15 protein-coding genes and 1 riboswitch are annotated in these 13,890 nt (G+C 72.1%); of the genes, 8 read left to right on the top strand and 7 right to left on the bottom strand.

The features are described from left to right. The first annotated feature begins 75 nt into the window (after positions 1-75). Both HNR13_RS07215 and HNR13_RS07210 read left to right on the top strand, forming a co-directional pair. Positions 76-1,173 (top strand): calcium:cation antiporter, encoded by a 1,098-nt coding sequence (locus HNR13_RS07215; RefSeq protein ID WP_179605121.1) that lies wholly within the window; start codon positions 76-78, stop codon positions 1,171-1,173. A 25-nt stretch (positions 1,174-1,198) separates the two neighbouring features. Continuing rightward, positions 1,199-1,591 (top strand): DUF1801 domain-containing protein, encoded by a 393-nt coding sequence (locus tag HNR13_RS07210; protein ID WP_179605120.1) that lies wholly within the window; start codon positions 1,199-1,201, stop codon positions 1,589-1,591. Here the strand turns inward: HNR13_RS07210 and HNR13_RS07205 are convergent. Further along, positions 1,575-2,156, bottom strand: a complete 582-nt coding sequence (locus HNR13_RS07205; protein WP_179605119.1) for a TetR/AcrR family transcriptional regulator — start codon at positions 2,154-2,156, stop codon at positions 1,575-1,577. The genes HNR13_RS07210 and HNR13_RS07205 overlap by 17 nt on opposite strands. 87 nt (positions 2,157-2,243) lie before the next feature. Here HNR13_RS07205 and HNR13_RS07200 point away from each other — a divergent pair, with 87 nt between their 5' ends. Further along, positions 2,244-2,948 (top strand): SDR family oxidoreductase, encoded by a 705-nt coding sequence (locus HNR13_RS07200; protein ID WP_179605118.1) that lies wholly within the window; start codon positions 2,244-2,246, stop codon positions 2,946-2,948. Here HNR13_RS07200 and HNR13_RS07195 read toward each other — a convergent pair. Both HNR13_RS07195 and HNR13_RS07190 read right to left on the bottom strand, forming a co-directional pair. Further along, a complete protein-coding gene (locus tag HNR13_RS07195; RefSeq protein ID WP_179605117.1) occupies positions 2,927-3,862 on the bottom strand; it encodes an aldose 1-epimerase family protein in 936 nt (311 codons plus the stop codon). The two genes, HNR13_RS07200 and HNR13_RS07195, sit on opposite strands and share 22 nt — an antisense overlap. 16 nt (positions 3,863-3,878) lie before the next feature. After that, positions 3,879-4,664, bottom strand: coding sequence for a DeoR/GlpR family DNA-binding transcription regulator (locus HNR13_RS07190; RefSeq protein WP_179605116.1), 786 nt, complete (start codon positions 4,662-4,664; stop codon positions 3,879-3,881). A gap of 82 nt (positions 4,665-4,746) precedes the next feature. On the opposite strand from HNR13_RS07190, the gene galT reads away from it, so the two are divergent. Genes galT through HNR13_RS07170 form a run of 4 tightly spaced genes read left to right on the top strand, consistent with a single transcriptional unit; the run spans position 4,747 to position 8,481 of the window. Continuing rightward, a complete protein-coding gene (galT, locus tag HNR13_RS07185; protein ID WP_179605115.1) occupies positions 4,747-5,952 on the top strand; it encodes a galactose-1-phosphate uridylyltransferase in 1,206 nt (401 codons plus the stop codon). Continuing rightward, complete coding sequence (gene galK, locus HNR13_RS07180) at positions 5,949-7,109, top strand: galactokinase (protein WP_179605114.1); 1,161 nt, start codon at positions 5,949-5,951, stop codon at positions 7,107-7,109. Before galT ends, galK begins: the two co-directional genes overlap by 4 nt. 44 nt (positions 7,110-7,153) lie before the next feature. Next, positions 7,154-7,942, top strand: coding sequence for an MBL fold metallo-hydrolase (locus HNR13_RS07175; RefSeq protein ID WP_179605113.1), 789 nt, complete (start codon positions 7,154-7,156; stop codon positions 7,940-7,942). A gap of 26 nt (positions 7,943-7,968) precedes the next feature. Continuing rightward, a complete protein-coding gene (locus HNR13_RS07170; RefSeq protein WP_179605112.1) occupies positions 7,969-8,481 on the top strand; it encodes a gamma carbonic anhydrase family protein in 513 nt (170 codons plus the stop codon). Between the two features lie 80 nt (positions 8,482-8,561). Here the strand turns inward: HNR13_RS07170 and HNR13_RS07165 are convergent, their stop codons facing one another. From HNR13_RS07165 to glyA, 3 genes are all read right to left on the bottom strand, one after another. Continuing rightward, positions 8,562-9,044: a YbaK/EbsC family protein gene (locus tag HNR13_RS07165; protein WP_179605111.1), complete on the bottom strand. Its 483-nt coding sequence runs from the start codon at positions 9,042-9,044 to the stop codon at positions 8,562-8,564. Further along, positions 9,041-9,922, bottom strand: coding sequence for a bifunctional methylenetetrahydrofolate dehydrogenase/methenyltetrahydrofolate cyclohydrolase (locus HNR13_RS07160; protein WP_179605110.1), 882 nt, complete (start codon positions 9,920-9,922; stop codon positions 9,041-9,043). Before HNR13_RS07160 ends, HNR13_RS07165 begins: the two co-directional genes overlap by 4 nt. A 100-nt stretch (positions 9,923-10,022) precedes the next feature. Next, entirely contained in the window at positions 10,023-11,348 is a 1,326-nt protein-coding gene (gene glyA / locus HNR13_RS07155) for a serine hydroxymethyltransferase (protein WP_343063486.1), read from the bottom strand. Positions 11,349-11,384: 36 nt separating this feature from the next. Continuing rightward, a riboswitch (ZMP/ZTP riboswitch) is annotated at positions 11,385-11,484 on the bottom strand. A 152-nt stretch (positions 11,485-11,636) separates the two neighbouring features. On the opposite strand from glyA, the gene HNR13_RS07150 reads away from it, so the two are divergent. Continuing rightward, positions 11,637-13,148 carry a family 20 glycosylhydrolase gene (locus HNR13_RS07150; RefSeq protein ID WP_179605109.1) on the top strand — a complete coding sequence of 504 codons (1,512 nt, stop codon included), beginning with the start codon at positions 11,637-11,639 and terminating at the stop codon, positions 13,146-13,148. Positions 13,149-13,231: 83 nt separating this feature from the next. On the opposite strand, the gene HNR13_RS07145 is transcribed toward HNR13_RS07150, so the two are convergent. After that, positions 13,232-13,879 (bottom strand): hypothetical protein, encoded by a 648-nt coding sequence (locus HNR13_RS07145; RefSeq protein WP_179605108.1) that lies wholly within the window; start codon positions 13,877-13,879, stop codon positions 13,232-13,234. Between the last annotated feature and the right edge of the window lie 11 nt (positions 13,880-13,890).

Below are 13,890 nucleotides of genomic sequence, written 5' to 3'. Positions count from 1 at the left end.
TTCTCTGCACGCCAGGGCCTCCCGCTCCGTCAGGACTCGCCGCGCCGGGTCGAGATGCACTGGCAGGATGAGGGTATGAGAGCGTTCGGATCCTGGCTGGCCCGCTATTGGACGATCTTCGTCCCCGTCATCGGCGTGGTCGTCCTGGTGGCGTTCTGGTCGGTCGAACTGCAGCCGGTCGCCGTCGCGCTGATCGCCGTGGTGCTGGCCGGCACGGTGCTCGCGGCGGTGCAGCATGCCGAGGTCGTCGCGCACCGCGTCGGGGAGCCGTTCGGGTCGCTCGTGCTCGCGGTGGCGGTGACGATCATCGAGGTGGCGCTGATCGTGACCCTGATGACCACGGGCAAGGACTCCGCGACGCTCGCGCGCGACACCGTGTTCTCCGCGGTCATGATCACGATGAACGGCATCGTCGGCCTCAGCCTCCTGCTGAGCGCCACCCGCAAGGAGACCACCACCTTCAACGCGCAGGGCAGCGGCGCGGCGCTCGGCACGGTCACCGCGATGGCGACGCTCACCATGGTGCTGCCGACGTTCACGGAGGCGACGCCCGGTCCGGAGTTCTCGCCCGGCCAGCTCACCTTCGCGGCGATCGCGTCGGTGGCGCTCTACGCGATGTTCGTCTTCACGCAGACCTTCGCGCACCGCGACTTCTTCCTGCCGGTCTCCCCCAAGGGCACGCCGCTCACCGAGGACAGCCACGCCGACGCGCCGTCGACCCGCACGGCGCTGATCAGCGTCGGCCTCCTGCTCGTCGCGCTCGTCGCGGTGGTCGGGCTCGCCAAGCTGGAGTCCACCCCGATCGAACGCGCCGTGACCGGCATCGGCCTCCCGCAGTCGTTCGTCGGCGTCATCATCGCGCTGCTCGTGCTGCTCCCGGAGGGCATCGCCGCGTCCAAGGCCGCGCGGCGCAACCGCATGCAGACCAGCCTCAACCTGGCGCTCGGCTCGGCGATCGCCAGCATCGGGCTCACCATCCCGGCGATCGCGGTCGCGTCCATCTGGCTGCCCGGGCCGCTGCACCTGGGGCTCGGCTCCAGTCAGATCGTCCTGCTGATGCTCACCGTGGTCATCAGCATCCTGACGATCATGCCGGGGCAGGCGGCGCGCATCAAGGGCGGCATCCACCTGATCATCTTCGCCGCGTTCATCTTCCTGTCCATCGTGCCGTGACGGTGGTTCGTCGTACGCTCCGAGCATGAGCGGACGCGACCCGCGGGTGGACGCCTACCTGGCGCCGCTGCCGGCCTGGCAGCGGGAGGTCTTCGGCGAGCTTCGCGACATCCTGCACGAGGCCGATCCGGCGATCGAGGAGACGATCAAGCGCTCGGTCCGGCCGTACTTCGTGCTCGACGGCACGGTCGCGGCGTTCCTGGCCGCGAAGGACCACGCGAACCTGTTCGTCTACGACGGCGGGATCGTGCCGGACCCGGCTGGGCTCATCACGGCGGGCCACGACAATGCGACGGCGCGCACCATCGGATTCCGGGAGGGCGACCCCATCGACCGGGCGGCGCTGCTGGAGTTCCTGCGGCGCCTCATCGCCGACAACCGCGCGGGCGGCTGGCGGAAGCTCACCGGGCGGCGCTGACCGCCGCGTCCCACAGCGTTTCCGCCGCGAGCCGGGCCGCCAGCGGCGTCCCGCCGCAGAGCGCGGCGCTCGCGGACGCGCCGTCGAACAGCAGCGTGAGCTGCACAGCGAGCACGTGCGGCGACGCGGCGCCCGCGGCCGCGGCCTGCCGCTCGAAATACGCGGTCAGCTCGCCCTTGAAGTGCTGCGCCACCTGCGCGGCGGGATGCTCCCGGTCGCGCAGCTCGGTGGCGACGTTGACGAACGGGCAGCCGAAGTAGTCGCCGGCCTCCGCGGCGCGGTGGAGGGCGTCGTAGACGTGCAGGACCCGCTCCCGCGGCGTGCGGTCGTCGTCCTCCGGACGGAAGTAGCCCGCGACCACGCGGGGACCGTACTCCGTCAGCATGTCCGCGACGATCGCGTCCTTGCTCTCGAAGTGCTGGTAGATGGAGCGCTTGGAGACCTGCGCCTCCTGCGCGAGCCGGTCGACGCCGACCGCGTGCACGCCCTCGCGGATGAAGAGCCGGGCGGCGGCGTCCAGCACGCGCTCGCGGGGCTTGGGGCGCGGGGCGGTCGTCGAGGTCATGTGTCGATTCTAGAAGGCGGGTTGCGCAAAGTAAACCGATCTGTGTACATTGTCGGAAACAGATCAGTTTACTTTTGGAGGATCATCATGACCGATCTCACCGGACGGACCGCACTCGTCACCGGCGCCAACCGCGGCCTGGGAGCGGCGTTCGTCGCCGAGCTCCTCGCCCGCGGCGCCTCGAAGGCCTACGCCGCCGCGCGCCGCCCCGAGTCGGTCGACGTCACCGACCCGCGCGTCGTCCCGCTGGAGCTGGACGTCACCGACGCCGAGAGCATCCGCCGCGCAGCCGAGGCCGCCCCGGACGTGACCGTGCTCGTCAACAACGCGGGGATCGGCGTGAACCAGTCCCTCGTCAGCGGCGACCTGGACGAGATCCACCGCGAGTTCGACACCAACTTCTGGGGCCCGGTCCTGGTGACGCGCGCGTTCGCCCCGATCCTCACGGCGAACGGCGGCGGCGCGATCGTGAACATGCACTCCGCGCTCAGCTGGTACGCCATCGGCTCCTACAGCGCCACGAAGGCCGCGCTCTGGTCGGCCAGCAACTCGACGCGCGTCGAGCTCGCGCCGCAGGGCGTCCAGGTCGTCGGCGTCCACGTCGGCTACGTCGACACCGACATGGCCGCGCACGCCGACGGCTACAAGGTGCCGCCGGCGCAGGTGGTCGCCGAGGCGCTCGACGCCGTCGAGGCGGGAGACGCGGAGGCCATCGTCGGGGAGACCGCGCAGCAGGTGAAGGCGGTCCTCGACCAGGACGTGCGCGTCCTCTACCCCCAGCTCGCCAGGTAGGAGTCGGAGGCGAAGCCGCGCGGGCGGATGCCCCACTCCGCCGTCCAGGTCTCGCCCGGCTCGACCCAGTGCAGGCCCTGACCGGTGTTGAGCGCGTTCGCCGGGGCCGTCATCGGCTCCACGGCGAGCGCGACCTCGCCCGGCTCCTTGGTGGCGAAGGCGCGGTGGGTGAAGACCTGGACGTACGCGAAGGACGCGTCGCCCCACAGGGTGACCGTCCGGCCGTCCGGCGCGGCGAGGACATGCTCTGCGGGGGCGCGGAGGTCGCCGAAGCCGTCGTTGAGGTCGAGGTCCGCGACGACGGTGCCCTCCGAGAGGTCGAAACGGGTGCCGGCGACCGGGGCCTCCCCGGTGACGTTCAGCCGGTCGTCGGTCTCGAACCGGGTGCCGGCGTGGACGGTCAGCCTCAGCTGCGTCGCGGGCACATCGCCGATCCGCAGGTAGGGATGCGCTCCGATCGCGACGGGCGCGCTCCGGTCGCCGCGGTTCGTCACGGTGTGGGTGACCGTCAGTCCCTCGGTGTCGAGCTCGTGCGTGACCGTGGTGTCGAGGATGAACGGATACCCGGCCTCCGGATAGATCGTGGCCGCCTGGGTCACCGCCGAATCGGAGCGCTCCACCAGCGTGTATGGGCGGTAGCGCAGCAGGCCGTGGGACGCGTTCCCGAGCGCCGGCTCGGTGAGGGCGAGCCGCTGCGGCACGCCGTCCAGCTCCCAGACGCCGTCCTTCACCCGGTTCGGCCACGGCATCAGCACGATGCCGTCGGCCGACGGCGGCGTCGCGTCCTCCGGGAACGGCTCGACGATGTCCGCTCCCCCGTACCGGAGGGTGCGGATGCCGGCCGCCACCTGGGTGATCGTGGCGGTCAGGTCGCCGAACTCGAGCTCGTACTGGTCTCCGGTCGGTGCGCGCATGCGGACAGCGTATTCCTCAGGCAATGGTCACGGGCAGGCCTGCGGCGCGCAGCGAACGCACCGCGGCCGGCTCGGCCGACTCGCCCGTGATGAGACCGGCCACGTCCTCCAGCGCGGCGATCCGGCCGACGTGCGTCCGGCCGAGCTTGGAGCCGTCGGCGACGACCAGAGCGCGGCCGGAGGACGCGACCATGACGCGCTTGAGGTCGGCCTCCGGGAGGTTCACATTGGTGACGCCGCCCACCGGATCGACGCCGGTGCAGCCGATGAACGCGAGGTCGGCGTGCACCCGCTCCAGCAGCGCGGAGGCCAGCGGCTCGACCAGCGAGTGCTGCAGCGGACGCAGCGTGCCGCCGGTGACCACCACCTGGAAGCGCGGGATGGCGCGCTCCAGCTCCAGAGCGATGGTGAGGCCGTTCGTGATGACGGTCACGTCCTCCAGCTCGTCGCGGTCGGCCAGGGCGCGCGCGATCGCCGCGGTCGTGGTGCCGACGTCGAGCAGGACGCTGCTGCCGGACTCCACCAGCGCTGCGGCGGCCGCTCCGATCCGCCGCTTCTCCTCGGCGGACGACTCCAGGGCCTCCTCGAAGCTCGCCTCCCGCGCGCCCGCGCTGCGCAGCACGGCCCCGCCGTGGACGCGGCGGATGCTCTGCTGGGCGTCGAGGGCGTCGAGGTCGGTGCGCACGGTGACGTCGGAGACCTGGAACGCCTCGCTCAGCTCGGCGACGCGGACGAACCCGCTGCGGCCGATGAGGTCGAGCATCCGCTCGCGGCGGAGGGCGGCGGGCAGCGGTTCGCTCATACCGGCAATGCTCCAGCGCTTGCGTTTGCTTGTCAATCCGCAAGTCGATCGGTACATTTACTTTCGGAAACGAAAGGTAAGCATGGCCGCCATCACGAAGCGCCCGCACCGCCTGTCCGACGGTCGCGACCTCATCTACTACGACGACCCGGACACCGCGCTCGACCCCGAGCGTGCGCCCGACCTGCGCGAGCCCGCTCCGCGGCCGGCCACCGCGACCATGCGCCAGGACCCGCTGACCGGCGAATGGGTGTCGATCGCCGCCGCCCGGCAGAACCGCGTCATGCTCCCGCCCGCCGAGCTCGACCCGCTGGCGCCGGCCACGCCCGGCAACCCGTCCGAGATCCCGAGCCTGTACGACGTCGCGGTCTTCGAGAACAAGTCGCCGTCGTTCGGGCCGCTGCTGGAGGACGCGAACCAGCCGGCCTCGCTGGAGGACCTGTCGACGGTCGGCCTGGAGCGCACCCGCACCTCCGTGGGCCGCTGCGAGGTCGTCTGCTTCAGCCCGGCGACGACCGGTTCGTTCGGCAGCCTCACCCCGACGCGGGCACGCACCGTCATCGAGGCGTGGGCGGACCGCACGGCGGCGCTCTCCGCCCTCCCGAACGTGCGACAGGTCTTCCCGTTCGAGAACCGGGGCGAGGCCATCGGCGTCACCCTGCACCACCCGCACGGCCAGATCTACGCCTACCCGTACATCACCCCCCGCACGAACGCGCTGATCCGGTCGCTGGAGCGCTACGGGCCGACGCTGTTCGCCGACATCCTGGAGCGCGAGCGCGCGTCCGAGCGGGTCATCCTCGCGGGCGAGCACTGGACGGCGTTCGTGCCGTTCGCCGCGCGCTGGCCGATCGAGATCCACGTGCTGCCGCACCGGCACATCCCGGACCTCGCCGCGACCTCCGGCGCCGAGCGCGACGAGCTCGCCACCCTCTACCTGCGCGTGCTGCGCGGCGTCGACGCGCTCTACGACTCCCCGACGCCCTACATCGCGGCCTGGCACCAGGCGCCCGTCGACACCCACCGCGACGACATCCGGCTCATGCTGCAGCTGACCTCCCCCCGCCGCGGCGCGGATAAGCTGAAGTTCCTCGCCGGCTCCGAGTCGGCGATGGGCGCCTGGATCGGCGACATCCCGCCCGAGCAGGCCGCCGCCGCGCTCCGGGAGGCCGTCGCCCGCGCCGACCGGGACAACCCCGTCGGGGAGCTGCCCGCCGGGATCGCCGGGCTTGTGACCGCGCCCGCCGCCTCCCCCGACCCCGCTCCAGAAGGAAAGATCCCCGCATGACCGACCTCCGCACCGGCGTCCGCGACGACTTCGCCTCGATCTTCGGCCGCGAACCCGACGGCGTCTGGTCGAGCCCCGGCCGGGTGAACCTCATCGGCGAGCACACCGACTACAACCTCGGCTTCGTGCTGCCGTTCGCGATCAACCGGCGCACCGTCGCCGCGCTCGGCCTGCGCGAGGATCGCACGGTCCGAGTCGGGAGCACGTTCGCCGACGAGCTGGTGGAGATCGACCTCGACCGGCTCACCCCCGACGCGCTCGACGGCTGGTCGGCCTACCCGCTCGGCGTCGCGTGGGCGCTCGGCGAGTTCGGCGCCGACCTGGCCGCGGTGCCCGGCTTCGACCTCCTCATCGACTCCAACGTGCCCGTCGGCGCCGGCCTCTCCTCGTCGGCGGCGATCGAGGGCGCGACCGCGCTCGCGCTCAACGACGTGTGGCGCCTCGGCCTCGACCGGCGGACCCTCGCCCGTGTCGGCCAGCGCAGCGAGAACATCGTCGTCGGCGCCCCGACCGGGATCATGGACCAGTCCGCGTCGCTGCTCGGCGAGCAGGACGCCGCCGTCTTCCTCGACTGCCGCTCGCTGCACGCGGAGATCGTGCCGCTCGGCCTCGAGGAGGCCGGCCTGGTCGCCCTCATCGTCGACACCGGGGTCACCCACGCGCACGCGACCGGCGGCTACGCCGAGCGGCGGGCGTCGTGCGAGGCCGGGGCGCGAGCGCTCGGCGTCGAGTCGCTGCGCGACGTGAGCGTGGACGACCTCCCGCGCGCCCGCGACCTCCTGGACGATGTGACGTTCCGCCGCGTGCGCCACGTCGTGACCGAGGACCAGCGCGTGCTCGACACGGTCCGCACCCTCCGCGAGAGCGGCCCGGCGGCGATCGGCGACCTCCTGGACGCCTCGCACGCCTCGATGCGCGATGACTTCGAGATCTCCGTCCCCGAGCTCGACCTCGCGGTCGAGACCGCGCAGGCGAACGGCGCGATCGGCGCGCGGATGACCGGCGGCGGCTTCGGCGGCTCGGCGATCGCGCTCGTGCCGGTCGACGCGCTCAGCCGGGTGCAGGTGGCGCTCGACGGCGCGTTCGCGGAGCACGGCTTCGGCCAGCCGGAGCTGTTCACCGTGACCGCGTCCGAGGGCTCGCGCCGGGAGAGCTGAGGCGCGTTCATCCGCAGGTCACCGGCGTTCGCCAGAATGGGACGATGAGCGAACCGGAGATCACCTGGCTGAGCCCTGACACCGCTCAGATCCGCCAGCCGAAGTCGTCGCACTGGGAGGCCCCGTTCCTCTTCCTGCTGTTCGGGCGCGAGCGCTCCCTGCTCATCGACACCGGCGCGACGAACGACGAGGCGGTGTTCCCGCTCCGGGCGACGATCGACCGGCTCACGGACGAATGGCTGCGCCGCAACCGCGCGGTCTTCACGCGGCCCTACCCGCTGGTGGTCGCGCACAGCCACGCGCACCGCGACCACATCGCGGGTGACCCGCTGCTGGTCCGCCGGCCGGGGACGACGCTGGTCGGGACGACGCCTGCGCAGGTGATCTCGTTCTTCGGCTTCCACTCCTGGCCGGACGAGACGGTGGAGTTCTCGCTCGGACGCCGCATCGTGGACGTCATCGCCGGCCCGGGCCACGAGCCCTCGGCGGTCGCGTTCTTCGACCGGGCGACCGGCATCCTGTTCACCGGCGACACCGTGCTGCCCGGGCACCTGTACGTGCGCGACCGCGCGCAGTACCGGGCGACCATCGAGCGGCTGATCCGCTTCCGCGCGGCGCCGACCGCCCCGCTGGTCGAACTGCGCGGGGCGCACGTCGAGATGTCGGCGACGCCGGGCGTCGTCTACCCGCCAGGGACCCTCGACCAGCCCGACGAGCTGCCACTGCCACTCTCCCCGCGCGTCCTCGACCGCGTCCTGTCCGCGCTCGACGCGTCGGAGGACGCGCCGGGCAAGCCGGTCGTGCGCAAGCGGTTCGTACTCGTCGACGAGTGACCCGGGCGGCACCGTAAGGTGTGGGCATGACCATCATCACGCTCACCGACGGCTCCACCCCCCGCGTCGCCGACGACGCCTTCGTCGCGGCCGGCGCCGTCCTCGCCGGGCGGGTGACGCTCCTAGCCGGCTCCAGCGTCTGGTACAACGCGGTGCTGCGGGCGGAGGCGGAGGACATCGTCCTCGGCGAGCGCAGCAACCTCCAGGACAACGTCTCCTGCCACGTCGACCACGGCTACCCGCTCACCATCGGCGCGGACGTCTCGGTCGGCCACAACGCTGTGCTGCACGGCTGCACGATCGAGGACGGGGTGCTGGTCGGCATGCACGCGACGGTCCTCAACGGCGCCGTCGTCGGCGCGGGCTCGCTGCTGGCGGCGGGGACGGTCGTGCTGGAGGGCGCGGTCATCCCGCCGGGATCCCTCGTCGCCGGCGTCCCCGGCAAAGTGCGCCGCGAGCTCACCGACGACGAGCGCGCCGGCATCCTCCGCAACGCGGAGGCCTACCTGACCCACGTCACCGAGCACCCCGCCGGCTGAACTCCCCAGCCATCGCTCCCTCACTTCCTCCCGCCGAACACGGCGTGTCGCGGGAAGAAGTGAGGAACGGATGGCTGCGGTCAGGGGGTGACCGGGGCGGCTTCGCCGTGGGTGATCCGGACGAGTTCCTCGAAGGTCGTCGGGAAGACCGTGTGCGCGTGGCCCGCGGCGGCCCAGACCTCGGGGTAGCCCGCGAGCGCGACGTCCACGACGGTCCGCAGACGCTCGGGATGCCCGAGCGGCGCGACACCGCCGATGGTCTGACCCGTCGCGGCCTTCACCGTGTCGGCGTCGGCGCGGCGGATGCGGCCGCCGAGCCGCTCGCCGAGGAACGCGGTGTCGACGCGGTGCGCGCCGGACGTCATCACCAGCAGCGGCTCACCGTCGATCGTGAAGACCAGGGAGTTGGCGATGGCGCCGACCTCCACGCCCAGCTCGGCGGCGGCGGACACCGCGGTCGGCGTCGCGGACTCGAACCAGCGCACGCGGGGCTCGATCCCGGCCTCCAGCAGCGCCGCCTCCACCCGCTCGACGGCGGGGTGCGTGCGCTCCTCGGCGGTCATGCCAGGGCCCGCTCCGCCGACTCCACGACGTTCTGCAGCAGCAGCGCCCGCGTCATCGGGCCCACGCCGCCGGGGTTCGGCGAGACCCACGCGGCGACCTCGGCCACGTCGTCCGCCACGTCGCCGGCGACCTTGCTCTTGCCGGTCACCGGGTCCTCCACGCGGCTGACGCCGACATCCAGGACGATCGCGCCCGGCTTGACGTTGTCCGCGGTCACCAGGCCGGCGACGCCCGCCGCGGCCACGATCACGTCGGCGCTGCGCAGGATGCCGTCCAGGTCCACCGTCCCGGTGTGGGTCAGGGTCACCGTGGCGTTGTACTCGCGGCGGGTGAGCAGCGAGCCGATCGCCCGGCCCACGGTCACGCCGCGGCCGACGACCACGACGTGCTTGCCGTTCAGCTCGATCCCGTGCCGCAGCATCAGCTCGATGACGCCGCGCGGGGTGCACGGCAGCGGCGTGGTGATCGGCCGGTTGACATTGAGGACCAGGCGGCCCAGGTTCGTCGGGTGCAGGCCGTCGGCGTCCTTGGCGGGGTCGACCAGCTCCAGGATCGCATCGGTGTCGATGTGCGGCGGCAGCGGGAGCTGGACGATGAATCCGGTGCAGTCCGGGTCGTCGTTGAGGTCCTCGATCACGGCCTCGAGCTCGGCCTGCGAGATGTCCGCAGGCAGGTCGCGGCGGATCGAGGCGATGCCGACCTCCGCGCAGTCGCGGTGCTTGCCCGCGACGTACCACTGCGACCCGGGGTCGTCGCCGACCAGGATCGTGCCGAGGCCGGGCACGACGCCCTGCTCGCGCAGCGCCGTCACCCGTTCCTTCAGCTCCGCCTTGATCTCCGCAGCCGTAGCCTTGCCATCCAAAACCTTCGCCGTCACGCCGGCCTCCACACTCGTTGCGAACCGTCGAGTGCGCGGATAATCCGCGTACTCGACGGTTTCTGGCTGATTTATCGCGTACTCGGCGGTTGCCGGGCCGTCAGATGGAGGACGGGAGCTCTACGGGGAAGCCCTCCTGGCCGGAGGGGGTGAGGCCCGGGTAGAGCGGGAACGCGGCGGTGAGCGCGTCGACGCGGGCGCGCAGCGCCTTGGTGTCGGCGCCGGGACGCAGCGCGAGCGCGATGATGTCGGCCACCTCGGTGAACTCGGTGTCGCCGAAGCCGCGCGTCGCGAGCGCCGGCGTGCCGATCCGGAGGCCGGAGGTCACCATCGGCGGGCGCGGGTCGAACGGGACCGCGTTGCGGTTGACGGTGATGCCGACCTCGTGGAGGACGTCCTCCGCCTGCTGGCCGTCGAGCTCCGAAGTGCGGAGGTCGGCGAGCACCAGGTGCACGTCGGTGCCGCCGGTGAGCACGTCGACGCCCGCGGCGCGCGAGTCATCGGCGGTGAGGCGCTCGGCGAGCAGCTTGGCGCCGCGGATGGTGCGCTCCTGGCGGTCCTTGAACTCCTCGGTTGCGGCGAGCTTGAACGCGGTCGCCTTGGCGGCGATCACGTGCATGAGCGGGCCGCCCTGCTGGCCGGGGAAGACGTTCGAGTTGAGCTTCTTGGCGAGCTCCATGTCGCGGCTGAGGATGAAGCCGGAGCGCGGGCCGCCGATGGTCTTGTGGACGGTCGAGCTGACGACGTCGGCGTGCGGCACGGGCGACGGGTGCAGCCCGGCGGCGACGAGGCCGGCGAAGTGCGCCATGTCCACCCAGAGCTTGGCGCCCACCTCGTCCGCGATCTCGCGGAACGCGGCGAAGTCGAGCTGGCGCGGGTAGGCCGACCAGCCGGCGATGATGACCTGCGGCTTGTGCTCGAGGGCCTTGTCGCGCACCACGTTCATGTCGACGGTGAAGGACTCCGGGTCGACGCCGTAGGCGACCGCGTTGTAGAGCTTGCCGGAGAAGTTGAGCTTCATTCCGTGGGTCAGGTGGCCGCCGTGGGCGAGCTCCAGGCCGAGGATGGTGTCGCCGGGGGTGGCGATGGCCGACAGGACGGCCGCGTTGGCGGACGCGCCGGAGTGCGGCTGGACGTTGGCGTACTCGGCGCCGAACAGGCTCTTCGCCCGGTCGATCGCCAGCTGCTCGGCGATGTCCACGTACTCGCAGCCGCCGTAGTAGCGGCGGCCCGGGTAGCCCTCGGCGTACTTGTTCGTCAGTACCGAGCCGACGGCTTCGAGGACCGCGCGCGGCACGAAGTTCTCGGAGGCGATCATCTCGAGGTAGTCGCGCTGGCGGCCGAGCTCGAGCTGCAGCACCTCCGCGATCTCGGGATCGACCTCCGCCAGCGGGGCGGTGAAGGTGGACGGAAGGGTGTCGGTCACAATCGGCTCCTTGAAAGCAGGGATGGACAATCTCTGTGCATCGACCCAGGCGCGCGGCCGAATCCATCCGTTCGTTCGAGGTAACCGTTGTCGCTCCCCGATGGTGACCATCTGAGCGCCAGTCGCGACGTGAGCAAGCATAGCAAAGGGGCGCGGAACCGGGTCGTGCTCATCCGCAGGGGCCTTGCTGATTAGTTAGGAGTGCTGCGATACTCGCTGGTGGCCGTCCCGCGGGCGGGCAGTGCCGGCCGGAACCCGAGAACCCCCTTGACCTGGTGAGGAGCATCCGTGGTCGTTCCCCGCCCCGCCCTGCTCGAGAACACGGGCGACGCGCCCTTCACACTGCTCCCCGGCGCCCGGATCATCGTCGCGGGGCCCGGCGCCGACGCGGTCGGCCGACTGCTGCGCGCGGAGCTGGCCACGGACTGCCGGCGCGAGCTCGCGGTCGTCCACGAGCCTCCCGGCTTCGGCGACATCGCCATCGTCATCGCCGACGACGAAGGACCGGCCGGACATCCGGAGGAGGGCTACACGCTGGAGGCGTCCGCCGAGGGGGTGCGGATCGGCGCGGCGACCGCCGCCGGGGCGTTCCGCGGCGTGCAGACCCTGCGGCAGCTGGTCCCCGCCGAGTGCGAGGGCGACCCGCTGACGGTCGACGCCGTGCGGATCGCCGACTTCCCCCGCTTCGCGTACCGGGGCGCGATGCTCGATGTGGCCCGGCACTTCTTCCCCGTCGCGGACGTCAAGCGGTTCCTCGACGCGATCGCACTGCTGAAGGTCAACCACCTGCACCTTCACCTGACCGACGACCAGGGCTGGCGCATCGAGATCGCCTCGTGGCCGGAGCTGACCCGGATCGGCGGATCGACCGGCAGCGACGGGAGCCCTGGGGGCTTCTACACGGCCGATGATTACCGGGAGCTGGTCGCGTACGCGGCGGAGCGCCACATCACGGTCGTTCCCGAGGTCGACATGCCGGGGCACACCAACGCCGCGCTGGCGTCGTATCCGGAGCTCAACGCCGACGGCGTCGCGCCCGCCCTCTACACCGGCTCGAAGGTCGGCTTCAGCAGCCTCCGGACCGGCGACCCGGTCACCGACGGCTTCGTCCGCGATGTGGTGCGTGAGCTGGCGGCGCTGACCCCGGGACCGTACCTCCACATCGGCGGCGACGAGTGCCTGAGCACACCGGAGGCGGACTTCCAGACGTTCGTCCGGCGTGCGGCGGAGCTCGTGGCCGAGACCGGCAAGCTCCCGGTCGGCTGGCACGAGATGGGCCGGACCCCCGGGCTCCCCGAGGGCACGATCGGTCAGTACTGGTCGTTCCGCACGCCGCGCGAGGACGCGGCGGAGCAGACGCTCGCGTTCGTCCGCGGCGGCGGCGCGGTGATCATGTCGCCCGCCGACGTCGCATACCTCGACATCGTGTACGAGGACGGCGACCCGATCGGCCAGGACTGGGCGGACGGCCCGACCGACCTCCGCAGCGCGTACGAGTGGGACCCGGCACGGATCGTGCCGGGGCTGGGCGACGCGCACCTCCTCGGCGTGGAGGCCCCGCTGTGGACGGAGACCGTCCCGACGATCGAGGACGCCGAGCGGATGGTGTTCCCACGCCTCGCCGCGATCGCCGAGATCGGCTGGTCGCCCGCACCCGCGGACACCGCCGAGATCGCGTCGGTGCGGGACTTCGACGACTTCGCGTCGCGGGTGGCGCAGCTCGCGGAGCACTGGGACGCCCTCGGGACGGCCTATCGCCGCGCGGCCGGAGTGCCGTGGCCGGAGGACGCGACGCGCTGACGACGCGCTGACGAGAGGGAGCCGGTGACCCCACAGGGGATCACCGGCTCCGGTCCTGCGCGGCGCTCAGCGCCGGTCCGCGATCACGCGGCAGCGGTCTCCTCGCTGCTGCGGCGACGACGGACGAGCATCAGCGTGAGGCCCGCGCCGACGAGCAGCACGGCCGCGCCGCCGATCCCGGCGATCGCGATGTCCGAACCGGTCATCGCCAGGCCGCCGCCGTTGCTGCCGGAGCCGCCCGTGCCGGCGCCGCCGGCGCCCGAGCCGTCCGTAGCGCCGCTACCGCCGTTGCCGCCGTTCCCTTCGGGGTTGCCGGTCGTGGCGTTCGCCACGGTGACCTGGAACGTGTCCCAGACGGCGCCGCTGGCGCGCAGCACCTCGACCGTGTAGCTGTCCGCCGCCGTCGCCGGCATGACGAAGGAGAAGGTGTGCGAGCCGTCGACCTGAGCGGGCACGGCGAACTGCTTCGCCGTGGCGCTGGCCGGAGCCATGCGTGTGGAAATCAGCGTCGCCGTGTGCCCGTCCGTGCCGGTGATCACCTGGGTCGTGGCCTCATTGGGGTCGTACGTGTTGGCCGGCGCCGTGTAGGTCACGGTCTCACCGGGCTCGGCGACGTACTTGTCGAGCACGCCGTGCAGCGCGTTGGGGTCCACGTAGTCCGCGTTCGCGGCGGCCGCGGGCGCCAGGGCCAGCGCCAGGGCGACGAGGCCGCCGAAGAGTGTCTTTCTCATGGGTTCTCCTT

The organism is Leifsonia shinshuensis, from assembly GCF_013410375.1.
GTDB classification, from domain to species: domain Bacteria; phylum Actinomycetota; class Actinomycetes; order Actinomycetales; family Microbacteriaceae; genus Leifsonia; species Leifsonia shinshuensis.
Note: the sequence above shows the minus strand (reverse complement) of the source record. Positions and strands in the feature narration are given on the sequence as shown.

Coding starts and splice junctions, on each gene's coding strand:
- HNR13_RS07215 (WP_179605121.1), top strand. CDS start 76: ATGAGAGCGTTCGGATCCTGGCTGGCCCGCTATTGGACGATCTTCGTC.
- HNR13_RS07210 (WP_179605120.1), top strand. CDS start 1,199: ATGAGCGGACGCGACCCGCGGGTGGACGCCTACCTGGCGCCGCTGCCG.
- HNR13_RS07205 (WP_179605119.1), bottom strand. CDS start 2,156: ATGACCTCGACGACCGCCCCGCGCCCCAAGCCCCGCGAGCGCGTGCTG.
- HNR13_RS07200 (WP_179605118.1), top strand. CDS start 2,244: ATGACCGATCTCACCGGACGGACCGCACTCGTCACCGGCGCCAACCGC.
- HNR13_RS07195 (WP_179605117.1), bottom strand. CDS start 3,862: ATGCGCGCACCGACCGGAGACCAGTACGAGCTCGAGTTCGGCGACCTG.
- HNR13_RS07190 (WP_179605116.1), bottom strand. CDS start 4,664: ATGAGCGAACCGCTGCCCGCCGCCCTCCGCCGCGAGCGGATGCTCGAC.
- galT (WP_179605115.1), top strand. CDS start 4,747: ATGGCCGCCATCACGAAGCGCCCGCACCGCCTGTCCGACGGTCGCGAC.
- galK (WP_179605114.1), top strand. CDS start 5,949: ATGACCGACCTCCGCACCGGCGTCCGCGACGACTTCGCCTCGATCTTC.
- HNR13_RS07175 (WP_179605113.1), top strand. CDS start 7,154: ATGAGCGAACCGGAGATCACCTGGCTGAGCCCTGACACCGCTCAGATC.
- HNR13_RS07170 (WP_179605112.1), top strand. CDS start 7,969: ATGACCATCATCACGCTCACCGACGGCTCCACCCCCCGCGTCGCCGAC.
- HNR13_RS07165 (WP_179605111.1), bottom strand. CDS start 9,044: ATGACCGCCGAGGAGCGCACGCACCCCGCCGTCGAGCGGGTGGAGGCG.
- HNR13_RS07145 (WP_179605108.1), bottom strand. CDS start 13,879: ATGAGAAAGACACTCTTCGGCGGCCTCGTCGCCCTGGCGCTGGCCCTG.